The following is a 17,411-nucleotide window of genomic DNA, read 5'->3' as shown; positions in this document are numbered from 1 at the left end:
TTGTTCGACCGATCTCTGGGACATCGGGCACGAATTTATTCCGGCCGTTGGGCCGACAAGGGGAATCAAATGGCAATCACCGTCAATACCAACCTGTCCTCGTTGCAGGCGCAACTGAACCTGAACAATTCCAGCATGTCGCTGAACCAGTCGCTGCAGCGCCTGTCCTCCGGCTTCCGCATCAACAGCGGCAAGGACGACGCCGCCGGTCTGGCCATCTCCCAGACCCTGACCTCCGCCATCCGCGGCAACAACCAGGCGATGCGCAACGCCAACGACGGCGTGTCCGTCGGGCAGACTGCCGAAGGCGCGATGGGCCAGATCGCCAACAACCTGCAGCGCATCCGTGAAATCGCGGTGCAGGCGTCCAACGGCGGCGTCAGCGACACTAACCGTTCGCAGCTGCAAAACGAAGTGGACCAGCTGACCCAGGAAATCTCCCGCACCATCCAGACCACCCAGTTCAACGGCACCAAGCTTTTGTCCGGCGGCGCTAATCTGACCTTTCAGGTCGGCTCTGAGGGCTCGGCGGATAACCAGATCAGCATCCAGACCGTGGATCTGACCCAGTCGACCCCGAACACTCTTTCTGGCTCTACGGCGGACCTGACAAAGGCTGCGACAGATGCCAAGACCGCGTGGGATGCCGCAAAGACGGCATACGGAGCTGTTGCCAATGCCACTACTGGCGCGCCTAACCCCGGGGTGACACAGGCTGCTGCCGATGAAATGAAGCGCAAGTCGTTGAATGCGGAGAAATCCTATCTGGATATTGACCTCGCGGCCAAGAGCAAGGCGGTGGAAGATGCCGACAAGGCTTGGCAGGCTGCGGATCCTACGGTAGGTACTGCGAAAGCTGATGCAAAAACGGCGTTGGATGCTGCTAGGACAAAAATGGATGCCGCCAAGGATGCCCAGACCACATTCAGCAACGCCAATCCGACTATTGGTGCCAGCGGCGGCCTGCACTCCTTTAATGCCAATCTGGCGGCGGTGAAAACTATTGATGTGACCTCGCAGGACGGCGCGGCCAAGGCGCTGAACCTGCTGTCTCAGGACATCGCCAAGATTTCCGACCTGCGCTCCACCTTCGGCTCGGTGATGAACCGTTTCGACGCTGTGGTGGCCAACCTGGGCAACTACACCCAGAACCTGACCGCGGCCAACAGCCGCATCATGGATGTGGACTTCGCTTCGGAAACCGCCAACCTGACCAAGGGCCAGATTCTGCAACAGGCTGGCGGCTCCATCCTGAAGCAGGCCAACTCGCTGCCGCAGGCCGCGCTGGCGCTGCTGCAATAAAGCTGATGCTTGCTGGCCGCCTGGCCGGGTTTCCGGCCAGGCGGCCAGAACGCTAGGTGTTGAGGATGAAGGGAAAAGGGATGAAATAGGTGTAATGTGGTAGTTGCTATTGCGTCAAGTGTGAAAATTCACACTTTGGCCATAAAGTTCAGAACTCCTCGGTCGATAAGTTGTGTAAGCAAGCAGTTTTGCCCACACAAAGCACCAGGAGAGTCACCATGGCTATTACCGTCAACACCAACGTATCGTCGCTGCAGGCGCAGCTGAATTTGAACAACTCGCAGATGTCGCTGACCAAGTCGCTGCAACGTCTGTCTTCCGGCCTGCGCGTCAACAGCGCGAAGGACGACGCCGCCGGTCTGGCGATTTCGCAGACCCTGACTTCGGCCATCCGCGGCAACAACCAAGCGATCAGCAACGCCAACGACGGTATTTCCGTAGGTCAGACCGCTGAAGGCGCGCTGGGTCAGATCGCCAACAACCTGCAGCGTATCCGTGAAATCGCGGTGCAGTCGTCCAACGCCTCGGTGAGCAACACCAACCGTTCGCAGCTGCAAAACGAAGTGGACCAGCTGACTCAGGAAATCTCGCGTATCGTGCAGACCACCCAGTTCAACGGCACTCAGCTGTTGTCGGGTAGCGCGGTGCTGACTTTCCAAGTGGGTTCGTCCGGCGCCAGCAGCAACCAGGTTTCGATTTCGTCGCAGGATATGACCTCCGCGGGCGTGCTGTGTAGCTACAGCTCGGCGCTGACGGCCACCGGCACGATCAACATCACCACGCAGTCGGGCGCCTCGGCCATTCTGTCGTCGCTGGATTCGGACATCGCGGAAATTTCGACGGTGCGTTCCACCTGGGGTTCGGTGCAAAACCGGTTTGACGCGGTAGTGGCCAACCTGCAGAACTACGTGCAAAACCTGACTGCGGCCAATAGCCGGATCGTGGATGTGGACTTTGCTTCGGAAACGGCTAACCTGACTAAGAACCAGATTCTGCAACAGGCTGGCGCGTCTATCCTGAAGCAAGCGAATACTCTGCCCCAGTCGGCTCTGACGCTGCTGCAATAACAGTAGTACACTGATGGTAAAGCCAGTCACAGCTCCGGTTGGGCAACCGGAGCTGTGGCCATGAGGAGCGTAATCATGCAAATCCCTTCCATATTATCGCCAGCCGCGCCGACGACGGCCGCTCCGGTACCCCGTCAGCAGTTGGTAGAGTTGAACCAGGCATCGTCCAATGACCAGAGCCAGCCTGTTCTGGCCGATACGACGCAAGCTGTTGCCGCGGCTGGGCAGAGCCAGCAGCAGCAGTCCACCGCCGATTCGCAGCAGAAGCAGCAGTCGTTGAGCAAGCAGCTGCAGGATTCCGTCAGCCAGCTCAACAACACGGCGGCGCTTTACAGCAGTTCCTTGCAGTTTTCCGTCGACAAAGACACCGGGTCTACGGTGGTGAAGGTGGTCGACAAGGAGAACAACAAGGTCATTCGTCAGATTCCGTCCGAAGAGGCGTTGCGCATCGCCAAGGCGATCGGCGACTTCAAGGGCCTATTGCTGAAGGACAAAGCCTGATCTATTTGTCCCGATGCGGCGATAACATGGGGATAACATGACAGCCATTACCAGTTCCGTGGGCGCATTGGATGTACAGGGCATCGTCAGCCAGTTGATGATGATCGAGCGGCAGCCTCTGAACGCGAGTCAGAAGCGGGCCGACCAATACAACACCCAGCTCAGTACGGTAGGCAAGCTAAGCTCCTCCCTGTCTGCATTGCAGACGGCGTTGTCCAGCCTGTCTTCCGGCCGTTTCCTGCAGGTATTCAAGGCGTCGGTCAGCGATGCCTCGATGGGCGCCGTGACCGCGACCAGCGGCGGCAGCCCCGGCACCTACCAGATCAAGGTCGACAATCTGGCCACCAGCCGGCAACTGGTGTTCGACCAGTCGGGCGGCGCCACGATCAGCGATCCCAAAGCGGCTGTCAGCGGCGCGCCGGACACGATTTCGTTCCAGATCAACGGCAAGACGCAGACCGTCAAATTGCGCGACAATCCGGGCGACGTGGTTTCCCTGCAGACGATCAACGACAAGATCAATGCGGCCGGCATCGGCGTCAACGCCACTGTCGTCCAGAACGGTAGCACATACAAGCTGGTGCTGAATTCCGCGTCATCCGGCACCGATAACCAGTTCAAGATCGTCTCCGGCACCGGCAGCAGCGACTCAAACTCCACGACGGGCTCGACGCTGGCGGGGTTGTCGCAGAGCCCTGCCGCAGGGACTGAATCCCGCGATGCGGGCAATGCCAAGCTGACGGTGAATGGCGTCGCGATCACGGCGGGCAGCAACAAGGTGTCCAGCGCAGTGCCTGGGGTCGACATCGATTTGTACAAGGCCGGCGAATTCACGGTTTCGATGTCGCCGGATAGCGCCGGGGTGGGCAAGAACCTGCAGTCTTTCGTCGACGCTTACAATCAGGTGGTTGGCGACGTGAAGGCCGCCCGCGGCGGCGCGTTGAAAGGCAGCGCGTCGGTGCTGGATATACAGAGCCGGCTGCAGCAGGTATTGAGTACGCCGGTGGCGGGCGTGGACCCGGTCAAATCCTACGCTTTCTTGGCTCAGGTCGGCATTTCCTTGCAGAAGGATGGCACGCTGAAATTGGATCAGACGGCGTTCAACGATGCGCTGCAGAAAGACAAGCAGGCGGTGACCAATCTGTTCGGCAACAGCGCGAATACCGGTTTTGCCCAACGTTTCAATAACGAAATCAACAGCATGCTCGGACCGAGCGGCGTGATTGAAACCAGTAAATCGACCATCAGGTCGAAGGTCAGCACGGAAACCCAGTTGCAGAGTTCATTGCAGGCGCGCCTGGATACCAAGCAATCGCAGTTGCTGCAGCAGTACACGAATTTGAACAAGACTTTGGCGCAAATGCAGTCGGGCTCCAACAGCCTGTTCAATATGATTTCCAGCAGATAAGTTGAAAATGGGCGGACGTCTTTGCGGATCGTCCGCCCGCAATATTTGAAGGTGACCCATGCTGAATTCTCGGATGCTTAAGCAGTTCAATCAGGCGTACGCCAACGACGCCTTGAAGACTGCCGTGTATGGGGCGAGTCCGGTCGGAATCGTTGTGATGCTGTACGAGGGTGCGATCAAGGCCCTGGCTTCGGCGGCCGTGGCGATTGACGGCGGTCGTTTTGAGGAAAAGGCCCGGATGATCGGTAAGACGGTTGATATTCTGGAAGGCCTGCGCGTCGCGTTGGAGTTGGATCAGGCTTCCGATGCCGCATCCAATCTGAACGATCTGTACCTGTATATGAAACTCAGGTTGGCCAAGGCCAGCCTTAAGAATGACAAGGAAATTCTGGCCGAGGTGAAAGGCTTGCTGGAAACCATTCTTCCGGCTTGGCAGCAAGTGGACCGGAGCGGCGCGGCGCAACAGCAGGCGGCCGGCCAGAGCGGGGAATGACGGCGATGGCGGGACCCAGGGCAAAGCGCGGCCTGCCGGCTTTGATCGACGAGCTGGAGCCTTTGAGCAGGCAGATGCTGGAGGCGGCGTCCAAGCGTGATCATCCGCGGTTCACGGAGCTGCACGGCCGGAGCGAGTCCGGCGTGCAGCAATTGCTGAAGCAGCTGGAGTCGGAGGAAGCGCGTAGCAGTCTGAGCGAAGAGCAGCGCGAGACCTTGCGCAGGGTTCTCATCGTGCGTGAAGAAACCCAGCGCCAGCTAGCCAACTGGGCTGGCCAGGTCAAGAGCGAGCTGCGCACGCTCAGCCAGAGTTCCAAGCTTCGCCGCCAGTACAAGGGATGACGCGGGCGCATTCAAGCGCCGGGTTTTGGCTTGGGTTGCGCCGCATTTCGCCATACACTTAAGTCAGTGCGGATCTCACCCTAGGGGCAATCTCCATGTCCGGTGCCTTCTTTCCTTATCTGATGGTCTTATTGTGGCTCGCGTTGGCGGCGGCGGTCGCCTATTTGTACAGCCGGCTGCAGAGACTGGAAAGCAAGCGCGACAGTGTCACTTCTCTGTATCTGGATCAATTGCAGCAGCAGATCAGCGCTTTGCAGCGCGATGTTTCCCGCCTGCAGTCGAGAGCGGAGAACCGCAATCACAGCGATCCGGGATTGAGCCCGTACAATCAGGCGATCGAAATGATCCGGCAAGGGCTGACCGCTTCCGAAGTAGCGTCGCGTTGCGGCATTTCCCGCAGCGAGGCGGAGTTGATCGTATCCCTTTACCGTAATAGCCCGACTTCATGATTCCATCGCTGCCCACCAATCTTCCCGTCAATACGCAGGGTTCGGCGCCAACCGCCAACCAGCTGAGAACCTCGATAGACGGCTCCCGGCTGCTGGAGGCTCTCAGCCAGCCGTCCAAGCTGCCGTCGCTGATGGTGGGTGAGCTGCTGACCGCCAAGGTAGCGGATCAGCTGGGCAATAATCAGTTGGCTGTGCTGATCAAGAACGCGCTGTTCACGCTCAGCCTCCCGCAAGGGGCCAATCCTTCCGGTGACACTCTCAATCTGAAGGTGGTGTCGCTGCAGCCGTCGCTGACATTCGCTTTGCTGGACAGCGGCAAGGATGGCGCCGCCGCCGCGCCGCAGGATGGCTCGGTCGCAGTCAAGCTCAGCCAGGCGTCCCGTTACCTGACCGCGCTGCTTACGTCTTCCGAGTCGGCGACGCCGGATGCGGCAGGCTCTTCCGCGCGGGCTGCCGGCAAACCCTTGCAACTGGATGTCGCCCAGCAGCCGCCGGCGCAGGTGGCCAAGCAGCTGCAGCAGGACGTCAGGCAGAGCGGCCTGTTTTACGAATCTCATCTGAAGGACTTCAGCAACGGCCAGCACCCGTTGGAGCATCTGAAGCTTGAGCCGCAGGCCAAGCTGAGCGTGCCTTTGCATATTTTGGAGGATGACCAGAAAAGCAACCAGCTCAAGCCGCAGATGCAGGAGCTGGGAAGCTTGGTGCAACGCCAGCTGGACGGCCTGGAGAACAGGGCGATGCAGTTTCAGGGCCTGGCTTGGCCGGGGCAGCCGATGCAACTGCAGATCGAGCAGGAAAAGGCCGAGAACGAGAGGCAAGGCAGCGGGGAGGAGGAGATTCCAGTGTGGAACACCAGCCTGTCGCTGGAATTGCCATCTTTGGGCGGCATGGGTGTGCGGTTGAGGATGGTGGGACAGTCGGTGCAGGTGATGTTCAGCGCCGATGAAGGGGAAACCGGACAGATGATACAGCGCAACGCGGCCCGTTTGCAGAGCGGCATGGCCGCCGCGGGTCTGAATCTGGCCAGCCTGGTAGTGAAGCAGCATGAATCAGCAGAATGACGACAAGCGCCGCTCCGCGGTAGCCCTGTCCTATCGAGAGGGCCAGCACTCGCCGCAGGTGGTGGCCAAGGGCTACGGCCAGATGGCCCAGCGCATCATCGATTGCGCGCAGGACGCCGGCGTGTTCGTCCACGATTCGCCTGAACTGGTGTCGCTGTTGATGCAAGTCGACCTGGACAAGCATATTCCTCCCGAACTGTACCGCGCCGTCGCCGAAATCCTGGCTTTCATCTATTACCTGGAACGCCAGGCAGGCGGCAAGGACACGGCGTTCGAAGACTGGTCGGCCGGGCGCCGCGAACCCGCCGGCAATCCCTGAGCGCCTCTGGCGCCGTCATCGACAATCCCCTATCCTCGTCCGATCGCTGTTTTTCTATCGGAGAGCGGAATGCGCATTGGTTATATCGGTCTGGGCATCATGGGGCGTCCCTGCGTCCTCAATCTGTTGAAGGCGGGTTTTGACGTGAGCGTGTGGGCGCGCAAGCGGCAGAGCGCGGACGACGTGTTGGCGGCCGGCGCAGCCTGGGCGGCGAGTCCGGCCGAATTGGCTGGCCAGGTGGACGTGCTGGTGACCAATGTCTCGGACACCGCCGATGTCGAGGCGGTGTTGTTGGGAGAGCAGGGCGCGGCTCATGGCGCCCGGCCCGGCCTGGTATGCGTCGACATGAGCACCATCGCGCCCAATGGCGCGCGCCGCATCGCCGCCGCGCTTGAGAAAAAGGGTATCGATTTCTTGGATTGCCCGGTGTCCGGCGGCGAGGTCGGCGCGGTCAACGGCACGCTGACCATCATGGTTGGAGGCAAGGCCGAGGCGCTTGAGAAAGCGCGTCCGGCGCTGCAGGCGATGGGCCAGACCATCACCCACATCGGCGCCAGCGGCGCCGGCCAGGTGGCGAAGGCTTGCAATCAAATCGCGGTGGCGGTCGGCGTGGCCGCGGTCGCCGAGATCGTCAAGCTGGCGAAGGCCTGCGACGTGGATCCCGGCCCGGTGCGGGCCGCGTTGATGGGTGGTTTCGCTCAGAGCAGGGTGCTGGATGTCCATGGCCAGCGGATGATAGACGACAACTACGCGCCGGGCTTCAAGGCCAAGCTGCACGCCAAGGACATGCACATCGTGATGGACACCGCCCGCGAGCAGGGCATCAGCCTGCCGGCGGCGGAGCGCACGATGCAGCTGATAGACCAGCTGGTGGAGCAGGGCGACGGCGAGCTGGACTCCTCGGCCATTGCCAGATTGATCTGGCAGCAGAACTGACTTTCACGCTTGCACGCAAAAAGGGCCGCGATATCGCGGCCCTTTTCATATCCGTGTCATGCTCGCATCAGGCGATGCGGTCTTTCAGCTGTTTGCTGGCGACGAAGGAAACCTTGCGCTTGGCGGCGATCTGGATGGTTTCGCCGGTCTTCGGGTTGCGGCCGGTGCGGGCGGAGGTTTCCTTTACCTTGAACTTGCCGGCCACGATGCTGATCTCGCCGTTGCTGGCCAGGGTGTCCAGCAGCACTTCGTCGAAAGCGCCCAGAACGCGCAGCACATCGGCTTTGGTCAGGCCGGACTTGTCGGAGAGAAGGGCAATCAGTTCGGCTTTGGTCATGGCAATGAGTCTTTCAAGAGGAGTAAAACCTCATTTTCTGCGATTTTACGCTGCGAAGAAAGGTAAAAAAGATGGGCCGGCTTGTAAATGCCCATCCCATATCCTTGACCGTGGCATGGCCGCCGCAAGAAACAGAACGTTTCTATCTGATTTTCCATGGATTATCATGCTCGAGATAGTTTGGTTAAGTTTTGAATGCCGTGTTTGCGGCATGGAATCTCAAGGAGCGTGAATGTTGGCAGCAGCGAGAATCGCCGTGTTGGCGACAGTATTGGCCTTATCCTGGCAGCCTGCCATGGCCAAGCGAGTGGCGGGGTCCAGCAATCTGGTGACCGAAGACAGCTACGTCAATCATGATGGCGTGCGGGTGCATAAACCCATCCACGCCAAAAGCAAGCCGGCCAACGCCACCGCCCGCTGCCGAGATGGCAGCTACAGCTTCAGCACCTACCATCGAGGCACCTGTTCCGGCCATCGAGGCGTGGCGGAATGGTATCGCTGATGGCAGAGTGTGGTATTGAAATGTCGGTTGTGCAAGCCTTTGTCTGGTAAGGAATTTTATCGGATATTTCATGTCAAAGTAATTCACCGATCCAGGCACGGGATGGAGGAGCGAGCGATGAGGTCGATCAGTTGTTTATTGTGCGCGGCGCTCGCGCTGGCGGGACCGGCTGCGTGGTCTGCGCCTGGCGGGCATGGCGGTGGCCACGGACAGAGCGAGGGCAATGGCGCGGCCCACGCGGGAATGGGGGCGGCGGATGCGGCCTCAGGCAAGCGCGTCTCGGACAAGCTGGCCAGTGATTCCCGGCTGTCCGCCAGCTTGGCCGCGAAGTTGCCGCCGGGCGCCGATGTGCAGCAAGCCGCCGCCGGCTTCCGCAATCTGGGCAGCTTCGTGGCTGCGGTCCACGTCAGCAGCAATCTCGGCATTCCCTTCGGCGAACTCAAAGACAAGATGATGTCCGGTGATTCATTGGGCCAGGCCATTCATGCGCTGAGGCCGGGAGTGGATGCCGACGCAGCCGCTCGTCAGGCGCGAAGCCAGGCGCGGGCGCAACTAGCGGCGCGCTGACCGAGCGGTCAATTCGCTAGGCGGGGCAAGAGCCCCGCCGCCGTTTTATCGCCTGCCGGACTTGCGCTCACAATTTGAAGCGGGCGGTGACATGCTGCAGATTCTGCGACAGGGAATTGAGCTCGCTCGAAGTGGTGGCCAGCTCCTCCACCGTCGCGCTGTTCTGTTCCGCCATCTGCGACACCTGCTCCATGTTCTGCGCCAGCGTCAAACTGGCCGCCCGTTGCTCCGCCAGGCTGGAGGTGATGCTGGCGATGGTGCCGACGATGGATTGGGTGCTGCTCTCGATTTCCTGCATCGAGCTGCTCGCCTCGTTGGCGCTGCCCGAGACTGCCTCCACGCTGGTCAGGCTGCCCGCCATGCTGTCCACTACCCGGTGGGCGTTCTGCTGGATCGCTCCTATCATCTGGGTGATCTCCTGAGCCGAACTGGTGGTGCGCTCCGCAAGCTTCCGAACCTCGTCCGCCACCACGGCGAAGCCGCGGCCCATTTCTCCGGCGCGGGCGGCCTCGATCGCCGCGTTCAGGGCCAATAGATTGGTCTGGTCGGCCACGTCGCGGATCACGGTGACGATATTGCCGATGCGCTGCACTTCATCGGTCAGCGACCGCATCTGCTCCGAGGTGCTGGAGACAGACTGCGTCACGGTGCCGATCTGGCCGACGGAAGCTTGCACATTGTGGCCGCCGCGGCTAGCCAGCTCTCCGGCGGCGCGCGCCTGGCCGGATGCCTGATCGGCATTGTCGGCGACATGGTTGATGCTGACCGTCAATTGCTCGATGGTCGCGGCCGCCGACGTGGTGGCTTCGGACTGTCGCTGCGCGCCGCCGGCCACTTCTTCCGACATGCTGGCCAATTCGCGGGCGGCGTTGGACACGTTGTGCGCGTTTTGCTGGATGTTGGACACGACTTCGCGCAGTCCCTTGCGCATTTCCTGAATGTCGCGGGCGATGGTGATCGCCTCGTCGCGCGCGGTCGGCAGCGGCTCGTCGGATCCGGATAGGTCTCCCTGTTTGATCTGCTGTACCAGTTGCGCCGATCGGTGCAGCGGCGCGGTGATCAGGCGGGAGATGAACCATGCGGCCATCGCGCCCAGCGCCAGCGCGAGCAAGGTCACCATGATCATCAGGTGCCGGGCCTGGGTGTAGCTGTCCTGGCCGTCTTGCACCGCCTGTTGCATTTTATCGCTCTGATATTTGGCCAGTTCCTTCAATGCCGCCATGAAGGCATTGTTGGATGACGCGAAGTGCTGCTTCAGAAACAGATAGGCGGGCGTGCCCTTGTTGGTTCGGGCCAACTGGTACATCGGCGCGTATTGCTGAGCCAGCACGGCGCGCGTCTGCTTTACTTTGTCCATCAGCTCGCGGCCCTGCGGCGTCACTATGAGCGTGTCCAAGGCTGCCATGTCCTCGGTGTTGGACGCGCGCATGCTTTCCACTTTCGCGATCTCCGATTCGATCATCTCAGGATCAGGTGCGATGATAGCGTTGCGCACGCCTCGGCCGATGTCCAGCGTGGTGGTCGTGATGCGGTTGATCAGCACCACTTTGGGGTAGCGATTGCCAGTGATGTCCCTGGTTTTTTGTTGCAGGCCATCCATTTTGAATATCGCCATGCCCACGACGATCAACAACATCGCCAGTAGCGAGCCGAATCCGACGAAGAGCTTTTGCCTGACTGTCAGTTGATAAAGCATTGTACTTCTCCACTGTTGTTCTATCTGCGGGCTAAATGAATGGCCATCTTTATATTAGGTGCTTGATGCGGGACCAACAGGTTTTCGGCAAGGGCGGGTGCGGCTGCATCGGGGCTGAGAACCTGTTCGCAGTTTCGAGGGAGAGAGCGAACAGGTTTTGAGGCGTGCTTGGAGCGGGTTTGCCTGCTTCCCATCCCAAAGCAGAGCCAGGAGGCGGCTGGCATTTGGTCTAGAACAATAGAGATTCGCCTCGAGGTGCTTGCCGTGAAAACGGCATGCTGAAGCGCTCGCTGCGGCGCGCTGGTCCTTTGTGCGCTCGTACCGTGCATGCAGGGCCTGTCTGGCTGTGACAGCCGCGTGTGACCGTCGAAGAGCGGTGTGTCGTCGTCGTGTAGAGAGAGGCTTGAGATTGCCGGCTTGCCGCCGATATTCTGTAGGGAGCTTTGAAAAGAGTGTGCGAGAGCATGTGCCTGTCACCATCGCACATGCGGATACTGTTCTGCGGACCGGTCGGCTGGCGGTGATCCGGAATCATACTTTTGCGGGGATTGGGCGTAATATCTGCCAAGCCACGGTGGTGTTGCAATAAGGCAATAGATGTGACGTATAGAAGGCGTTGGAGAGCATGCCAATGCTTGATCTTGATGTAATCCTCTCATTGCAAGTTAGCGAGGTCGGTAATGTCTTCCAAGTGTTTATTGATTATTCCGCCTAACATCACCTTCGAGGCGTTTGTCAATCCGTCCGCAAACAGCAAATACTGGATGCACAAGAATGGACGGAAATATGGCGTTCTGATCACTGATGTTCCTCTCGGTGTCTTGACCATCAGCGCCTGGCTGAAAGATAGATGCAATGCCGAGGTCCAGGTCGTGGATTTCAATACGGAAATACATAAAACATGGGATAGCCCGGAGGCAACCTCATTCCATGACTGGTTTGAAGAGGTTTTCCTGTCTATAAAACAGTCTGGATTCGAGCCGGATTTGATAGGATTTTCATCTCTTTTCATTACCGGCTATGACAACCTGTTGGCATTGGCTGCAGTCGCTAAAAAGATTTTCCCGGGCGCGTTCAGAATATGCGGCGGTAACTTGCCGACAACCATGTATCGAGAGCTTTTCTCCGATAGCCCGGATGCGTTTGATGCGCTCTGCTTTGGCGAAGGCGAGTTGCCTATCACAGAACTGATGGCGGCGGAAAACAAGGCTGATTATTGCAATGGCTCTGCTCAATGGATCACTAAAGAGAATCTGAAGCAGGGTGCGATGTATCAGCATAACTTTATTTCTAATCTGGATGAGATCCCCGATTTGGATTATGACTGCATTGATCTGAAGGATTACCACCTTAATCCAACCATCAAGGCATACACTTCCATTGGTGATAGAACAAATTATATTACGTATATGGGGAGCCGAGGCTGTCCATTTCATTGCACATTCTGCGCCGCGCATACGGTGCACGGACGGAAAATGCGGAGCTTCACGATAGAGAGGATAGAGCGCGAGTTATTCGATCTATGTGAAAAGTATGCTCCCAATACGCTGGTTATCGAAGATGATATGTTTCTTTGGGATAAAGAATGGGCCGCCAGCGTTTTGAAAATCGCGCAAAAGCTGAATTTGACCTGTTTCTTCCCGAATGCGCTTGCATTGTATGCGCTGGATAGGCCCATGTTGGAGGAGTTGCACCGTACCGGCGTCAGGCAGTTGACGCTCGCAGTCGAATCAGGCAGCGCAAGAGTGTTGAAGGAGGTGATGAAGAAGCCGCTGAAGCTTTCCATTACCAACCGGGTTGTTGCGGATTGCCGAGATTTGGGAATCTACACCGACTGCAACATCATCATCGGCATGCCTGGCGAAACATTGAATGACATCAACGATACCCGGGAATTCCTGCGCTCTCTGGATGCGAACTGGTATCGGATCAATGTTGCGACGCCATTGGCGGGCAGCGAGATGTACATCAATGCGGTCAAGAACGGCCAGATAAAAGGCGATATACGCATGGCGGGCTATAAGCGATGCGTAGTCGAAACCAAGGACTTTACGCCTGCGCAAATTGAGTCCATTGCTTATGACATCAATCTGGAAATGAATTTTCTGCGCAACTCTGATATTAAATACGGAAACTATGAGCGTGCATTGGAGACATTCGAAAATGTCTTGTTGCTGCGTAATGACCATGCTCTGGCGATGTATAAAATCATTGAGTGCAAGAGATTGATGGGCGGTGGGCCGGTTAATGAGGAACTGTGGACCCGGTTGGAGGACATGGTGCAAGCGACGCCCTTCTGGAGTAAATATTTTCAGGATCATGCCTTGGCGTTCCGGGATTGGACTGAGGCCGAGTTGAAAACAGGGTAGCGCGGGATATATAGGCGGGAGCCATGAGCCGTCCTTTCAGGAGAGAGGGCGGCTCTTGGCATTTGGTCCCTGATGTGAGTCATGCGCTCATGGCGACTGCAGGGGGAGGCGGCGTTGTGAAAGCGCAGCCAAAGACCAGCGCCATGGAAATGGCGCTCAAATCGCTCCCTGGCTTTGATCCAGGCCTTGATTTGCTTACTCATGTTCCACCTCATACTGAGTGGCTGCTTCAAGCCCTCATTGCTGCTGGAACGTCAAAAATTTGAACAGCGAATAGATCGGGTGTATCCAAACGAGCCTGTGAATAGCACTCTGGGCACCCCTTGGGTACACGGCAAGCGTGCGCTTTGTTGACACTCAATGGCACGACTTGAAATGAATAAAGCCCCGGTTGACGGGGCTTTTGTGGTTTCAATGACACGCAGTGACGCGTCGTGAAAGCTTACTCGATGTTTTGGATCTGCTCGCGCATCTGCTCGATCAGCACCTTCAGCTCTACCGAGGCCTGGGTAGTGTCGGTGGAGACCGACTTGGAGCCCAGCGTGTTGGCCTCGCGGTTCAGTTCCTGCATCAGGAAATCCAACCGCTTGCCGGACTGGCCGCCAGACTTGAGGATACGGCGGACTTCGGAAAGATGGGTGGTCAGGCGCGATAGCTCCTCGTCCACGTCTATCTTTTGCGCGAACAGCGCGAATTCCTGTTTCAGCCTGTCCTCATCCACACTGCCCAGCGCTTCCTGCAGGCGGCCGGACAGCTTGGCCATGTAGTTCTCCAGGATTTGCGGCAGCTTGGGCTTGATGGCGGCGACGATGGCGTCCATCGCCTCGATGCGCTCGATCAGCACCGCCTTCAGCTTCTCGCCCTCGCGGCCGCGCGAGGCGTTGAAGTCTGCCAGCGCGGTCTGCAGCGCATCCAGGCACAGCTGGTGCAGCACTTCCGGCGCCAGTTCGTTGCTTTTCAGCACGCCAGGCCAGCGCATCAGTTCGCCGACCGTCAGGCCTTTGCTTTCACCGTTCTGCTTTTGCACCTCACGCGAGACTTCCAGCAGGCGGTTCAGGAAGGCCTGGTTCAATTCCAGCGTCGGCGCGGCGCTGTCCACCTGATTGAGGCCGACGCGGCACTCCAGCTTGCCGCGGGTGACGCGGGCGGCGATCTGCTCGCGCAGCTGCGGTTCGATGATCCGCAGTTCCTCCGGCAGGCGCATCTGGATGTCCAGGTAGCGATGATTGACGGCGCGGATTTCCAAGCTCAACATTCCGCCAGGGAATTCCCGGGTGGCGGCGGCAAAGCCAGTCATGCTCAATATCATGCGGAGCTCCTGTATCGGTATTTTCGAATGCTGGGCCCGAATTGCTTTGCTAAGCTCAATTCAGGGCCAGTGGACACTATAACAACTGCCATTCGATGACTCAATCCAGCAAGCAGACTCCGCTTCCGGCAGGCTATCGGCTCGCCGAGTATACGATTGTGCGCCAACTGTCGGTGGGTGGCTTCAGCGTTGTTTACCTGGCCTTGGATGATGACGATCGCAAGTTTGCCATCAAGGAATATCTGCCCCGCAATCTGGCGGAGCGCAAGCAGGATCGCGCGATAACGGTGCCGCACGAGCTGGATCGCGACGCCTTCAATTTGGGGCTGAAATGCTTTTTTGAGGAGGGCCGGGTGCTGTCGGGCATATCCCACCCGGCGGTGGTGAGGGTGAGCAACTTCTTTCGGGCGAACCAGACGGTTTACATGGTGATGGAGTATGCCGACGGCCGCTCGCTCGGGCGGGAGCTGGAGCTGGTTGGCGGGAGGATGGAGGAGAGGCTGATCCGCAAGTGGTTCGCCGCATTGTTGTCAGGATTGCGGGAGGTGCATAGCCAGCGACTGCTGCATCTGGACATCAAGCCGGCCAATATCTATCTGCGGCGCAGCGGCGTGCCCTTGCTGCTGGATTTCGGCGCCTCGCGGCAGACGCTGTCGCGCAAGGACAAGCACTTCGCCGCGATGTACACGCCGGGCTTCGCCGCGCCGGAGCAGTACGAGAAAGACCAGCCTCTGGGGCCATGGACTGATATTTACGGGATAGGCGCCTGTCTGTACGTCTGCATGGGAGGCGAGACGCCGCAGGCCGCCAGAGAGCGGCGAGAACAGGATTTGCTGGTGCCGGCCAGCCAGGCTTTCCGTTACCAGTATTCACGCGAACTGACCACCCTGTGCGACCGTTGCCTGACCCTGGAGCCGAACCAGCGGCCGGCATCGGTGCTGGAGATTCAGAAGATACTGCAGCAGACGGAGTACAGCCAACCGGAGCGCCCGTCAGCGGGAGAGGGCAATCGCCTGGTGGGCTGGATAAAAGGCTTGGCCGGCGGCCGGCATAGAGAGGGGCAGGGATGAAGCTTTCTATCTTTCAGGAAAGCCGGGTGGGGGGGCGCAGCTACAATCAGGACCGGTTGGCCATCGCGCATTCTCAGGAAACGGTGATGCTGGTGATGGCCGATGGCATGGGTGGACACATGCGCGGCGAGGTCGCCGCGCAGATCACGGTGGATCTGCTGTGCGAGCTGTTCTACCAGCAGGCGGCGCCGACGCTCAGCCATCCCAACCGCTTCCTGGTGAATGCCATCAGCTCGGTGCACCAGGTGATCCTGGAGTACGCAACCGACCATCGGCTGCCCGACGTGCCCAGCACCACGGTGGTGGTGGCTATTTTGCAGCATGGCTATCTGTATTGGTGCCACGTGGGCGACTCCCGGCTGTACTTGCTGGACGGCGGAGGGCTGCGCCTGCGCTCGCGAGACCATTCCCAGGTTCAGCGGTTGATCGACCAGGGCCTGCTGACCGAGGAGGCTGCCAAGACCCATCCCGAGCGCAACAAGATCTACAACTGCCTGGGGGCATCGGGCGAGCCGGACATCGACATCGGCGAGCGGCAGGAAATCGGTCCGGGCTGTTCCATCATGCTCTGCACCGACGGTCTTTGGTCGCAGGTGCAGGACGCCGAGCTGGAAAAAGTTTTCTCCGGCCGCAGCGTCAACCAGGTGATGCCGGCGCTGATCAATGTCGCCGAGCGCCGCGCGGGCAACGGCGGCGACAATCTGTCGGCGGTGGCGGTGACGCTGCTGGAGGACGGTTTGGCGCTGGGCGAGCGCGACGACGTCTTGGATACGGAAAAGACGCCGCCGCAGAAGGCCGGCAGGCTGATCCTGGAGTCCAATCTGGCGACCATGCACCAGGAAATATTGGCCAGCCAGGTGGGCAAGGACAGCTGAGCGCGCGCGGCTGCTATAATCGCCATCGATATTTCTTCCTCCAAGGGCCATCATGCGACCTTCCGAACGTAGTGCCGACGCGATGCGCGTTGTGCGTCTGACCCGCTCTTACACCAAGCACGCCGAGGGTTCGGTGCTGGTGGAGTTCGGCGACACCAAGGTGATCTGCACCGCCAGCGTCGAGGAAACGGTGCCGTCTTTTCTCAAGGGCAAGGGGCAGGGCTGGGTGACCGCCGAGTACGGCATGCTGCCGCGCTCCACCGGCAGCCGGATGCGCCGCGAGTCCGCCGCCGGCAAGCAATCGGGCCGCACCCAGGAGATCCAGCGCCTGATCGGCCGCTCCCTGCGCGCGGTGACGGACCTGGCCAAGCTGGGCGAGCGCCAGATCGTCATCGACTGCGATGTGATCCAGGCGGACGGCGGCACCCGCACCGCCAGCATCACCGGCGCCTATGTCGCGCTGGCCGACGCGATTCAGGGGCTGATCGACGCCGGCAAGCTGAGCGTCACCCCCTTGCGCGACCAAGTGGCGGCGGTGTCGGTCGGCGTATACCGGGGACTGCCGGTGCTGGATCTGGACTATCTGGAAGATTCGGACTGTGAAACCGACATGAACGTGGTGATGACTGGCAGCGGCCGCTTCGTCGAAGTGCAGGGCACTGCAGAGGGCGAGCCGTTCAGCGAGGAGGAGATGGCGGCGATGCTGGCGCTGGCGCGCAACGGCATCACCGAATTGCTGGAGCACCAGCGGCGGGCATTGAAAGCCTGAAACCCGCTGACTGACGTTCGCTGGATAGAGAAAAGCCGCC

The 17,411-nt window shown here is 59.5% G+C and carries 20 protein-coding genes; 17 read left to right on the top strand and 3 right to left on the bottom strand.

Going from position 1 to position 17,411, the window contains the following annotated elements:
* Positions 1–69: 69 nt before the first annotated feature.
* The 10 genes from VA599_RS04525 (at position 70) to VA599_RS04480 (ending at position 7,877) form a co-directional block, all read left to right on the top strand.
* Complete coding sequence (locus tag VA599_RS04525; RefSeq protein WP_346787772.1) at positions 70–1,302, top strand: flagellin N-terminal helical domain-containing protein; 1,233 nt, start codon at positions 70–72, stop codon at positions 1,300–1,302.
* A 218-nt stretch (positions 1,303–1,520) separates the two neighbouring features.
* Positions 1,521–2,369, top strand: coding sequence for a flagellin N-terminal helical domain-containing protein (locus tag VA599_RS04520; protein WP_021475332.1), 849 nt, complete (start codon positions 1,521–1,523; stop codon positions 2,367–2,369).
* Between the two features lie 75 nt (positions 2,370–2,444).
* The gene (locus VA599_RS04515; protein WP_031295495.1) at positions 2,445–2,870 is read left to right on the top strand and encodes a flagellar protein FlaG; all 426 of its coding nucleotides are present in this window, start codon (positions 2,445–2,447) and stop codon (positions 2,868–2,870) included.
* Between the two features lie 37 nt (positions 2,871–2,907).
* Complete coding sequence (gene fliD, locus VA599_RS04510; protein ID WP_021475330.1) at positions 2,908–4,278, top strand: flagellar filament capping protein FliD; 1,371 nt, start codon at positions 2,908–2,910, stop codon at positions 4,276–4,278.
* Between the two features lie 73 nt (positions 4,279–4,351).
* Positions 4,352–4,771, top strand: coding sequence for a flagellar export chaperone FliS (gene fliS, locus VA599_RS04505; protein WP_235047790.1), 420 nt, complete (start codon positions 4,352–4,354; stop codon positions 4,769–4,771).
* A gap of 5 nt (positions 4,772–4,776) precedes the next feature.
* Complete coding sequence (locus tag VA599_RS04500) at positions 4,777–5,112, top strand: flagellar protein FliT (RefSeq protein WP_021475328.1); 336 nt, start codon at positions 4,777–4,779, stop codon at positions 5,110–5,112.
* A 95-nt stretch (positions 5,113–5,207) separates the two neighbouring features.
* Positions 5,208–5,561: a DUF2802 domain-containing protein gene (locus tag VA599_RS04495; RefSeq protein ID WP_021475327.1), complete on the top strand. Its 354-nt coding sequence runs from the start codon at positions 5,208–5,210 to the stop codon at positions 5,559–5,561.
* On the top strand, positions 5,558–6,622 hold the full coding sequence (gene fliK / locus VA599_RS04490; RefSeq protein WP_346787771.1) for a flagellar hook-length control protein FliK: 1,065 nt from the start codon (positions 5,558–5,560) through the stop codon (positions 6,620–6,622). The genes VA599_RS04495 and fliK overlap by 4 nt, the downstream gene beginning before the upstream one ends.
* The gene (locus VA599_RS04485) at positions 6,606–6,941 is read left to right on the top strand and encodes an EscU/YscU/HrcU family type III secretion system export apparatus switch protein (protein WP_346787770.1); all 336 of its coding nucleotides are present in this window, start codon (positions 6,606–6,608) and stop codon (positions 6,939–6,941) included. The genes fliK and VA599_RS04485 overlap by 17 nt, the downstream gene beginning before the upstream one ends.
* Positions 6,942–7,010: 69 nt before the next feature.
* Positions 7,011–7,877, top strand: coding sequence for an NAD(P)-dependent oxidoreductase (locus VA599_RS04480; protein ID WP_346787769.1), 867 nt, complete (start codon positions 7,011–7,013; stop codon positions 7,875–7,877).
* A gap of 67 nt (positions 7,878–7,944) precedes the next feature.
* Here the strand turns inward: VA599_RS04480 and VA599_RS04475 are convergent, their stop codons facing one another.
* Positions 7,945–8,214: an HU family DNA-binding protein gene (locus VA599_RS04475; protein ID WP_021475323.1), complete on the bottom strand. Its 270-nt coding sequence runs from the start codon at positions 8,212–8,214 to the stop codon at positions 7,945–7,947.
* 295 nt (positions 8,215–8,509) lie between these two features.
* Here VA599_RS04475 and VA599_RS04470 point away from each other — a divergent pair, with 295 nt between their 5' ends.
* Positions 8,510–8,716 carry a DUF3761 domain-containing protein gene (locus tag VA599_RS04470; protein WP_488153979.1) on the top strand — a complete coding sequence of 69 codons (207 nt, stop codon included), beginning with the start codon at positions 8,510–8,512 and terminating at the stop codon, positions 8,714–8,716.
* Positions 8,717–8,833: 117 nt separating this feature from the next.
* Positions 8,834–9,283 (top strand): hypothetical protein, encoded by a 450-nt coding sequence (locus tag VA599_RS04465; protein ID WP_346787767.1) that lies wholly within the window; start codon positions 8,834–8,836, stop codon positions 9,281–9,283.
* Positions 9,284–9,350: 67 nt separating this feature from the next.
* Here the strand turns inward: VA599_RS04465 and VA599_RS04460 are convergent, their stop codons facing one another.
* Positions 9,351–10,979: a methyl-accepting chemotaxis protein gene (locus tag VA599_RS04460; RefSeq protein WP_346787766.1), complete on the bottom strand. Its 1,629-nt coding sequence runs from the start codon at positions 10,977–10,979 to the stop codon at positions 9,351–9,353.
* Positions 10,980–11,659: 680 nt separating this feature from the next.
* Between VA599_RS04460 and VA599_RS04455 the strand changes: the two genes are divergently transcribed.
* A complete protein-coding gene (locus VA599_RS04455) occupies positions 11,660–13,348 on the top strand; it encodes a B12-binding domain-containing radical SAM protein (RefSeq protein ID WP_081665800.1) in 1,689 nt (562 codons plus the stop codon).
* Between the two features lie 23 nt (positions 13,349–13,371).
* Entirely contained in the window at positions 13,372–13,614 is a 243-nt protein-coding gene (locus VA599_RS04450; RefSeq protein WP_346787765.1) for a hypothetical protein, read from the top strand.
* Between the two features lie 176 nt (positions 13,615–13,790).
* Here VA599_RS04450 and VA599_RS04445 read toward each other — a convergent pair whose 3' ends face one another.
* Positions 13,791–14,657: a YicC/YloC family endoribonuclease gene (locus tag VA599_RS04445; RefSeq protein ID WP_346787764.1), complete on the bottom strand. Its 867-nt coding sequence runs from the start codon at positions 14,655–14,657 to the stop codon at positions 13,791–13,793.
* Positions 14,658–14,815: 158 nt separating this feature from the next.
* Between VA599_RS04445 and VA599_RS04440 the strand changes: the two genes are divergently transcribed.
* The 3 genes from VA599_RS04440 to rph are packed head-to-tail and all read left to right on the top strand — an operon-like array spanning position 14,816 to position 17,371.
* Entirely contained in the window at positions 14,816–15,727 is a 912-nt protein-coding gene (locus tag VA599_RS04440; protein WP_234004441.1) for a serine/threonine protein kinase, read from the top strand.
* The gene (locus VA599_RS04435; RefSeq protein ID WP_021475316.1) at positions 15,724–16,602 is read left to right on the top strand and encodes a PP2C family protein-serine/threonine phosphatase; all 879 of its coding nucleotides are present in this window, start codon (positions 15,724–15,726) and stop codon (positions 16,600–16,602) included. The genes VA599_RS04440 and VA599_RS04435 overlap by 4 nt, the downstream gene beginning before the upstream one ends.
* 52 nt (positions 16,603–16,654) lie before the next feature.
* Entirely contained in the window at positions 16,655–17,371 is a 717-nt protein-coding gene (gene rph, locus VA599_RS04430) for a ribonuclease PH (protein WP_021475315.1), read from the top strand.
* Positions 17,372–17,411 lie beyond the last annotated feature (40 nt).

The sequence above is a fragment of the Chromobacterium indicum genome (assembly GCF_039708975.1).
GTDB lineage: Bacteria > Pseudomonadota > Gammaproteobacteria > Burkholderiales > Chromobacteriaceae > Chromobacterium > Chromobacterium piscinae.
Note: the sequence above shows the minus strand (reverse complement) of the source record. Positions and strands in the feature narration are given on the sequence as shown.